The organism is Synechococcus sp. CS-205, from assembly GCF_025128255.1.
In the GTDB taxonomy this organism is placed as follows: Bacteria; Cyanobacteriota; Cyanobacteriia; order PCC-6307; family Cyanobiaceae; genus Regnicoccus_A.
Genome location: NZ_JAHLZB010000019.1, coordinates 22,097 through 29,150 on the forward strand (window position 1 = coordinate 22,097; position 7,054 = coordinate 29,150).

Below are 7,054 nucleotides of genomic sequence, written 5' to 3' on the forward strand. Positions count from 1 at the left end.
CCGCTTAATCCGTGGGCCTGCCGCTCAATCCGTGAGGCAGGCCAGATCAAGCGCAGCAGGAAGACCCGGCAGCGGCTGCTGGAGCTTGCGCAGCAGTCGCTGATCCGCCGTGATCAGGGTGGCCCGCTCCTGTTCGGCGAGGGCCACGTAAAGGCAGTCATAGGCGGGGTGATCAAGCTCCAGGCACCAGTGCGCGGCACGAGCCAACAGTGCGGTGGAGGGGATCAGGCGGCTGAACGGTTCGGCGGCTCGAGTCGCCAACACCTCGAACTGCTCGGAGGTGATCGCCCCCAGCCGAAGACTTTTCCAGCCCGCGTTCAGCAGTTCCACCAGCACCAGGTCGGGTGCCAGTCGCAGGGTGGCGGGTCCGCCGTCGAGCAACCGGGCGGCCTGCTCGGAGCCCGGCACGGCGGCAAACCAGGCGAAGGCCACCGAAGCGTCCACCACCCAGGGACCTGATTCAGCGGGCATCCCGGTCCTCGCGGATCAGGGCCGCCACGTCAAGGCTGCGGCCCGCTGCCGGTGTGGTGGCCCGCAGGCGAGCCAGCTCCCCTTTGAGGGACTCATCCTGCTGGACTGCGGCGGAGAGGAGGTCGCGAAGGCTCTGTTCCAGGGAGAGGCCCTGGGCCCGGGCGCGAGCCCTGAGTGCGGCCACCACCTGATCATCCAGCTGCCGAATCAGGAGCTGCGCCATGGCGCCTCTGGAATTGCTATCAAGCAATGATAGCGACCAGCTGACTCGGTAGGGCTGACTCGGTAAGGCTGACTCAGTAGAGCTGGCGGTGGCGCGGGGGTGGTCCGATCTGGGTTTCCGAGCCGCCCATGGGGACCAGCCGGCGTGAGCGTTCCCGCTCGATCAGGGCCTTGAGGGCCTCGCGGATCAGCTGGGTGCTCTCCTTGATGCCGCTGAGTTTTCCGGCCTGAGCGAGCAGATCGTCGTCGAGGGTGAGGGTGGTGCGCATGCCCGATTCAGCCGCCGAGACGTGGGACTTAAACCCTGACAGCCCGGGCCGAGCGATGTCGTTACGGTGGGGGTCAGCAGTGGGAAGCTTCATGACGCTGGCCCAGCCACTCCCATCTGCGGCCCTGCAACCGCTGCAGCTGCCCTGGGAGCTACGGCTCAACCCCGATCAGTTCGAGCTGGTGTGCCAGGCCAATCCCGATGCGGTGCTCGAACTGATGGCCGATGGCCGCGTCATTGCCATGACCCCCACCGGCAGCGAAGCCGGCGCCCGCAACCAGGCCCTTGGGGCGTTGCTCTGGTGGGCGGTTCGCCGGAGTGGCCTGCCCATGAAAGCGTTCGACAGCTCCAGCGGATTTCGCCTGCCCGATGGCTCGGTGCTGAGCCCCGATGCCTCGCTGGTGCATCTGGATCGGTGGCAGGCGCTCACCCCCGAGCAGCGCCGTGGCTTTGCGCCCCTCTGCCCCGATCTGGTGGTGGAACTGGCCAGCGCGTCCGACGAAGGGCCCCGTGGCGTCAGTGCGCTCCGCCAGAAGATGGACGCCTACCAGGCCAATGGGGCTCAGCTGGGCTGGTTGTTGCTGCCCGAAGAGAGGGCTGTGGAGATCTGGCGCACTGGGGCCGCCTCTACCCCTGAGCGCCTCGACGACGCCAAGAAGCTCGATGGTGGAGAGCTGTTCGCGGGCCTGGTGTTGGAGCTGGCTCCGATCTGGGACGTTTGAGCAGGGCCTGTTCCATGCCACAGCGATGCCGGTGTGGGCAGCGACCTGGACTGCTGCTGGTGCTGCGGCAGTGCGAGCTGCCGATCTGGGAACGCCTGCGCCCCTGGGACACGGCCGATCTTCCGCTGGCCACCGATCTGGTTGAGCCTGAAATTCAGTGGGACAGACTCGGAACCGCCGAGGGCCGCAAGCCGGCGGGCGCTCGCTGATGCCACTGAGCTGCTGAGCCCGGCGACACATGCAGCAATGGCGCTGCAACCGCCAGAAGGGCTGCGCTTGTGGATGTGCTGATCGCACCTGTGCAACGTTTGTTGAAGCCTTCGCTCCGCCACGCCTGAATCGGATGTGGCGCCACACCCTGGCTGGGAACGCTTGGGGGGTCGTGGAGTGAGGAGTCCGTCGATGGCGGTTCCATGGACGGTGAGAAGCTGTCGGGCCCTGGGGATCTGGCGCAGACAGGCGCCGGAGGGTGAGCAGGGTTTTCTGTTGCCGCTGGCCTTCGGGGTGTCGCTGGTGTTGATGCTGAGTGCGCTGTCGGTGCAGACGGTGGCGCTGCAGGGCAGCCGGCTGGCGGCGGCGGAGCTGGAGCAGCGGCGGCTGGAGGACGCCCTGGCGTCGGCGGCGGAGCAGGTGGCGAGCAGCTTGAGCGGTGAGCACGCCTGCCTGTTGCCCCTGGCCTCCAGTGCCTGGATTGCGCCGGTGCCCGGTTGCGGGGCAGGGCTTGATCCAGCGCCTCTGCTGAGCGGACGGGTGGGAGAGAACGACTACCGGCTGGTGTCGTGGACACCTGGGGTGCCCGGCGCCACAGGCCGTCCGGGTGAACTGCGGCTGGAACTGAGCCAGGGGGCTGTGCAGCGGTTGTATGCGCTGGAGCTGGCGGGGGAGGCCCCACAGCCCCTGCGCGTGGCGAGCCTGCGGGGGATGGGGCGATGACGCTGGTGGAGGTGATGGTGTCGTCGGTGGTGTTCGCCCTGGCGGCGAACGGTTCAGTGAAGCTGTGGGGATCGGCCCTGGCCTGGAACCATCGCGCCCAGCAACGGCAGGAGCTCCTGCGCCAGATCGACATGGAGCTGTTGCAGCGGGAGCGGGCGATGCGCCTGGCGGCCGCTGCGCAAGTGGAGGCGGCGGGGGCCGCAGGAGCGGAGGTGCCGATGAGCTGCGCCAATGCGGCGGAATGGATGGGCCTGCAGCTCAGCACCGCCCGTTCCTCCCTGCCTGCAGGAATCGTGCTGACGCCAGAAGCGGCTGAGACGGAAGGAGCCGGTGCCCTCTGGCTGACGGCGACGGCCGATGGCATCGAGCGCAAACGCCTGTTCGCTCCGGCGGCCCATGGCCTGTGCAGGCCATGACCAGGCGATTCAACGGGTCAAGGGTCGCCGCTCAGGGCTTTTCCCTCACCGAGCTGCTGGTGGGGGTGTCGGTGCTGCTGGTAATGGCAGGGCTGGCGATTCAGGCCGGGGGCGAATCGATGGCGCGGCAGCGGCTTGAGGTGGCCACCCGGCGGCTGGTGCTGGGGATCGAGCGGGGCCGTGCGGAGGCGGAACGGCTGGGACGCCCCTGTGGCCTGAGCCTTGCACCAGGAGGCTGGCAGGCCCCATCCAGTGGATCGCTGATCGGTTGCGAGCGGGCGGCGATGGCCCTGGGGGAAGGGGTGGAGAACGGCTCGATCGAGCTGAACCACAACCTCCCTGACACCCTGCGCTTCAGCAGCAACGGCTTGGTGCTGGACGGGGGCACGGTGGTGCTCACCAGTGCCGGCACCGAGCTGCGCCGCTGCCTGGTGATGGCCCTGCCCCTGGGAGTGGTGCGCCTCGGCCGCTATGGCGGCGCTGCCGGCGGCCGCCCCGACAGCACGGCCTGCAGCCCTGACCCAACCCTTTGACGCTGATGACGATCACCACGGTTCAGAGAACGCTTCGGCAGCGCAACGCAGGTTTCGGGCTGGTGGAGTTGCTGCTGGCCATGGCCCTGGGCCTGCTGGTCTGCGGTGTGGTGGTGCAGGCGCTGCTGGGGGAGGGGCGTAACGCACGGCAGTTCTCCCGGGTGGTGCGGGAGCGCACCTACCAGCGGCGTGCCCTGGCCCTGATCCGGGCTGATCTGGAGGGGGCGACGGACGTGGTGAATGAGCCGGCCTCGTTACCGGTGAGCTGCGGAACCTCCGGACGGCGGGTGGTGCTGCAACTCCAGCGCCAGGGCCAGCTGATCACCTATTCGGTGGGGGCGCCACCGAGCGGGATCTGGCGCGGCCAGGTGCTGGTGCGCTGCGGACCGGCCTACGGACTGGAGGGGCGCATCGAAGACGGCACGGCAGCGCAGAGCCGCGTGGTGCTCGATGGCCTGGCGGCCCAGCCCAATGCCTGGACGGGTTGTGGCGGCTTGAGCGGTGCCCAGGAGATGAACAGCTCCTCAGTCTTGCCCTTCTCCGCCTGCCTGGATCCGGCAACCCAGCTGGTGGCCATGCGGCTGGAGCAGAGTTTCGCCGACGGCGGCGGTCCGCTGCAGCGGGTGCGCAGTGAGCTGGTGGCAGGGGCGGGTTGAGGGTAGAGGCAGAGCCACTGTTCGACACTTGATCCATCGCCACGGGAGTTGAACGATCAACTGACAGGAGACAGAAAATCTGTCCCAGAATCGTCAGGAAAAGCTCTTAATTTCTGAAGCCTTGGCAAGGTATTGTCATAACAATCGTTACTGGGCTTTCGCAGAAAACGTGGTAGTGATGCTGATCCCTTGATGGGCTCTTGCGTTGAACCCCTGACGGTGTCTGCGGTCTGATGCAAGCCGCTCTGCAAGCAGAGGACCCCATCCCAGAAGATGATGCGCAATACAGCACTAAATGCCCAATGCGGCTGTGATGCTCTGAGCTAGAAGTCCTGTCTTCGGTGTTAAGTATTTGAAGCGACATCCGATCCACTGCTTAGCCAATGGGAAGCAAGCTGCTGCTGACGCTACTCAACCAGGTCTCGACGAATCAGGTATAACCCAGATCGCCTGCCTCATTTTCTCTGGGATGCCGGCGGCAGCTTTCCAGGAGCACAACCAACCGCGAGGCAAGCGATGTGGCTGAATCCGGCATCGTTCCGTTCAGGTGATTAGTGAATTCAAAAGAGAGAGGAATCGCCGATAACTTGTGGGGTTGGGCCCCAGGTCAGTTGGAATGCAGCCGACGACTGGTACAAGAACGTCTGTATGGTCTTGAACGACGTTGCTGCTCCGGCACCCCCAGCCCCCAGCCCCCAGCCGCTGTCCTGGGGTTAAACACCACAAATTGGGTTCCCTTGATTGCCAACGATGCTGAAGTGACGTCAGGGACGGTCGGAACCCGTCCCCTTAGTCCTGCTCTCACCAGATCTTCTTTTCACCGCCCCAGGTGTGTTCAAGTGCCGAAGGAGGGATGATGGAAGGGCAGATCAACCGTGCTCTGCCGGTAATCCCCCTCAAGATCGAATGTCTTCACGCCGCTCCCTTGGGCTTAGCCCTGCGCCTGGGCTCACTCAGATATGTCAGTGAGGCCAGGTTTGTGCGTTTGCGACCCTCCAGCAACAGCTATGTCCTGATGGCAGCTGATAGCTCCCTGAGCGAGCGCTTTCCAATGCATCGGATCAAGTACTGGGTGGAGTCGCTCGGGCAGCCGATTCCGCCAGGACGATTCGGGGCCAGGGACCTGATGGCCATCTTGTTGCGCCAGAGGCGGGTTACGGCAACACTCAATCCTGTCGATGGGGCCTTCCTGTGCCCGGTGGGCCAATGAAGCCAAACCTCCCCAGTGCATCATTGCGTCGCCGCTTGCAGACCAGCAGCCTGCTGGCGGTGCTTGCCGGTCTTGCCCTTTTGGTTCTGGTGCAGCGTGAATTGCTGAGTCGATCTCGAGCCCAGCGCCTTCAAAAGGCCGCTGACCTGGTCCGTCAGGACCTGGCGGAGCTCTCCCCCAGTGCTGGCCCTGCGGAATTCCAGTCCAAGCTGGATGAGGTCTTGTCTCCAGGCCGGCTGCTGTGGCTGGAGCTGAAGCCGGGGCGTCCCTATCGCTGGCCTCGCCCCAACGCCAGCGTTCCTCTTCCGGTGCCACTGCCGGAGCTGGTGGGTAAAGCCGAAAAGCGGTGCCTTGTGGGCACCCCCTTGGTGAGCTTGTCTGTCGGCAAGAGCCAGTTTCTGTGCAGCAGCAAGGCGCTTAGTTTCTCTGGGCGGCCTGCAGCCTTGGTGGTGGTGGAAGACATCACGGCCGATGAGGAGCGTCTCAACACTGTGCTGTTGCTGCTGTTGGCCGCTGCAGGGCTTGCGTCCCTGCTCACAAGCGCCTTGCTGCGGTTGGTGTTTCATCGCACGTTGCTGCCGCTGGATCAGCTCAGCACCCAGCTGAGACGGATCGATGTCGAGCGGTTGGAGCAGGCACGGCTGTCCGCCAGTGGGCAGCCGCAGGAACTGCAGCCGATCGTGGCGGCCTTCAACGCCTTGCTGGATCGCTTGGCTGCTGGACGCAAGCGGCAGCAGGCCTTCGTGGATGGGGTGGCCCACGAACTGCGCACACCGATCACCCTGATCAGCGGCTACGCGCAGAGCTTGAAGCGCCAGGGCAGTCCCCTTGACGGCGGCCTCGAACTGGAGCTGATTGTGAGCGAAGCCAGGCGCATGGGCCGGCTGGTGAGCGAGTTGCTCGACATCGCCCGAGAGGAGGCCGGTCGCCTTCGGCTAGTCCGCGATCAACTCGATCTCGACGATGCCCTGCTGGTGGCTTTCGAGCGACTTGAGCCCCTGGCCGATGCACGCCTGCGGCTTCGCGCCCCGGGTGAAAGATCACCTCCGCTCGGCCTGGGCGACAGCGAGAGGCTTCAGGAGTGCCTCACCAACCTGGTGGAGAACGCGCTCAAGTACACGCCGCAGGGCACCCCGATCGAGCTGTTCAGCTCCACCACTGCTAGCAAGGCGGTGTTGCACGTGCTCGACCACGGCCTCGGTGTACCCCTCCCGGAGCGGGAGCGCATCTTCGAGCATTTCGTTCGGGGCTCCTCTGAGGCCAATGCCAGTGGAAGCGGTATCGGCCTTGCGATGGTGCGGCTGCTGATGCGCCGCATGGGTGGTGAGGTGCGGTTGGTGGACGCCCCCGGTGGCGGGGCCGACTTCCAGCTGGTATTGGAGCGGGTGCAGTTCAGTTCTTCTGCTCGCTCTGCACCAGCATGAAGCCGACAACGAGCATGGTCTGCATCCGGGTGGGCTCGCCGGGACGCTCGAACTTCTTGTGTACCCATTCAGGGGGCGAGATGCTGAGTCACAGCATTGTGGCTGCCATGGTCATCAAGCGAGGCAGCAGATCTGCTCTGCTGATACCTCCGGTGCCGGGAGCGCTGCTCAGTCGCTGGGCAGCAGTGAGGGCATCTCA

10 protein-coding genes are annotated in these 7,054 nt (G+C 65.5%); 7 read left to right on the top strand and 3 right to left on the bottom strand.

Annotation, left to right across the window (positions count from 1 at the left end; all coding sequences use genetic code 11):
- Positions 1-24: 24 nt before the first annotated feature.
- From KQ297_RS04250 to KQ297_RS04260, 3 genes are all read right to left on the bottom strand, one after another.
- On the bottom strand, positions 25-471 hold the full coding sequence (locus KQ297_RS04250) for a type II toxin-antitoxin system VapC family toxin (protein ID WP_259738324.1): 447 nt from the start codon (positions 469-471) through the stop codon (positions 25-27).
- On the bottom strand, positions 461-694 hold the full coding sequence (locus tag KQ297_RS04255) for a FitA-like ribbon-helix-helix domain-containing protein (RefSeq protein ID WP_259738325.1): 234 nt from the start codon (positions 692-694) through the stop codon (positions 461-463). Before KQ297_RS04255 ends, KQ297_RS04250 begins: the two co-directional genes overlap by 11 nt.
- A gap of 73 nt (positions 695-767) precedes the next feature.
- A complete protein-coding gene (locus KQ297_RS04260) occupies positions 768-962 on the bottom strand; it encodes a type II toxin-antitoxin system VapB family antitoxin (RefSeq protein WP_185466331.1) in 195 nt (64 codons plus the stop codon).
- A gap of 91 nt (positions 963-1,053) precedes the next feature.
- Here KQ297_RS04260 and KQ297_RS04265 point away from each other — a divergent pair, with 91 nt between their 5' ends.
- The 7 genes from KQ297_RS04265 (at position 1,054) to KQ297_RS04295 (ending at position 6,855) form a co-directional block, all read left to right on the top strand.
- Positions 1,054-1,683 carry a Uma2 family endonuclease gene (locus KQ297_RS04265; protein ID WP_259738326.1) on the top strand — a complete coding sequence of 210 codons (630 nt, stop codon included), beginning with the start codon at positions 1,054-1,056 and terminating at the stop codon, positions 1,681-1,683.
- A 14-nt stretch (positions 1,684-1,697) separates the two neighbouring features.
- The gene (locus KQ297_RS04270; protein WP_259738327.1) at positions 1,698-1,892 is read left to right on the top strand and encodes a hypothetical protein; all 195 of its coding nucleotides are present in this window, start codon (positions 1,698-1,700) and stop codon (positions 1,890-1,892) included.
- 193 nt (positions 1,893-2,085) lie between these two features.
- Positions 2,086-2,616, top strand: a complete 531-nt coding sequence (locus KQ297_RS04275; protein WP_259738328.1) for a hypothetical protein — start codon at positions 2,086-2,088, stop codon at positions 2,614-2,616.
- Complete coding sequence (locus KQ297_RS04280; RefSeq protein WP_259738329.1) at positions 2,613-3,032, top strand: hypothetical protein; 420 nt, start codon at positions 2,613-2,615, stop codon at positions 3,030-3,032. Before KQ297_RS04275 ends, KQ297_RS04280 begins: the two co-directional genes overlap by 4 nt.
- Positions 3,029-3,565, top strand: coding sequence for a GspH/FimT family protein (locus tag KQ297_RS04285; RefSeq protein WP_259738330.1), 537 nt, complete (start codon positions 3,029-3,031; stop codon positions 3,563-3,565). The genes KQ297_RS04280 and KQ297_RS04285 overlap by 4 nt, the downstream gene beginning before the upstream one ends.
- Before the next feature lie 5 nt (positions 3,566-3,570).
- On the top strand, positions 3,571-4,221 hold the full coding sequence (locus tag KQ297_RS04290) for a prepilin-type N-terminal cleavage/methylation domain-containing protein (protein WP_259738331.1): 651 nt from the start codon (positions 3,571-3,573) through the stop codon (positions 4,219-4,221).
- A gap of 1,206 nt (positions 4,222-5,427) precedes the next feature.
- On the top strand, positions 5,428-6,855 hold the full coding sequence (locus KQ297_RS04295; protein WP_259738332.1) for a sensor histidine kinase KdpD: 1,428 nt from the start codon (positions 5,428-5,430) through the stop codon (positions 6,853-6,855).
- The last annotated feature ends 199 nt before the right edge of the window (positions 6,856-7,054 follow it).

What these genes read in the sequence shown, in the direction of transcription:
- KQ297_RS04255 (WP_259738325.1), bottom strand. Translation starts at nt 694, where the DNA reads ATGGCGCAGCTCCTGATTCGGCAGCTGGATGATCAGGTGGTGGCCGCA.
- KQ297_RS04275 (WP_259738328.1), top strand. Translation starts at nt 2,086, where the DNA reads ATGGCGGTTCCATGGACGGTGAGAAGCTGTCGGGCCCTGGGGATCTGG.
- KQ297_RS04250 (WP_259738324.1), bottom strand. Translation starts at nt 471, where the DNA reads ATGCCCGCTGAATCAGGTCCCTGGGTGGTGGACGCTTCGGTGGCCTTC.
- KQ297_RS04270 (WP_259738327.1), top strand. Translation starts at nt 1,698, where the DNA reads ATGCCACAGCGATGCCGGTGTGGGCAGCGACCTGGACTGCTGCTGGTG.
- KQ297_RS04260 (WP_185466331.1), bottom strand. Translation starts at nt 962, where the DNA reads ATGCGCACCACCCTCACCCTCGACGACGATCTGCTCGCTCAGGCCGGA.
- KQ297_RS04285 (WP_259738330.1), top strand. Translation starts at nt 3,029, where the DNA reads ATGACCAGGCGATTCAACGGGTCAAGGGTCGCCGCTCAGGGCTTTTCC.
- KQ297_RS04265 (WP_259738326.1), top strand. Translation starts at nt 1,054, where the DNA reads ATGACGCTGGCCCAGCCACTCCCATCTGCGGCCCTGCAACCGCTGCAG.
- KQ297_RS04290 (WP_259738331.1), top strand. Translation starts at nt 3,571, where the DNA reads ATGACGATCACCACGGTTCAGAGAACGCTTCGGCAGCGCAACGCAGGT.
- KQ297_RS04295 (WP_259738332.1), top strand. Translation starts at nt 5,428, where the DNA reads ATGAAGCCAAACCTCCCCAGTGCATCATTGCGTCGCCGCTTGCAGACC.
- KQ297_RS04280 (WP_259738329.1), top strand. Translation starts at nt 2,613, where the DNA reads ATGACGCTGGTGGAGGTGATGGTGTCGTCGGTGGTGTTCGCCCTGGCG.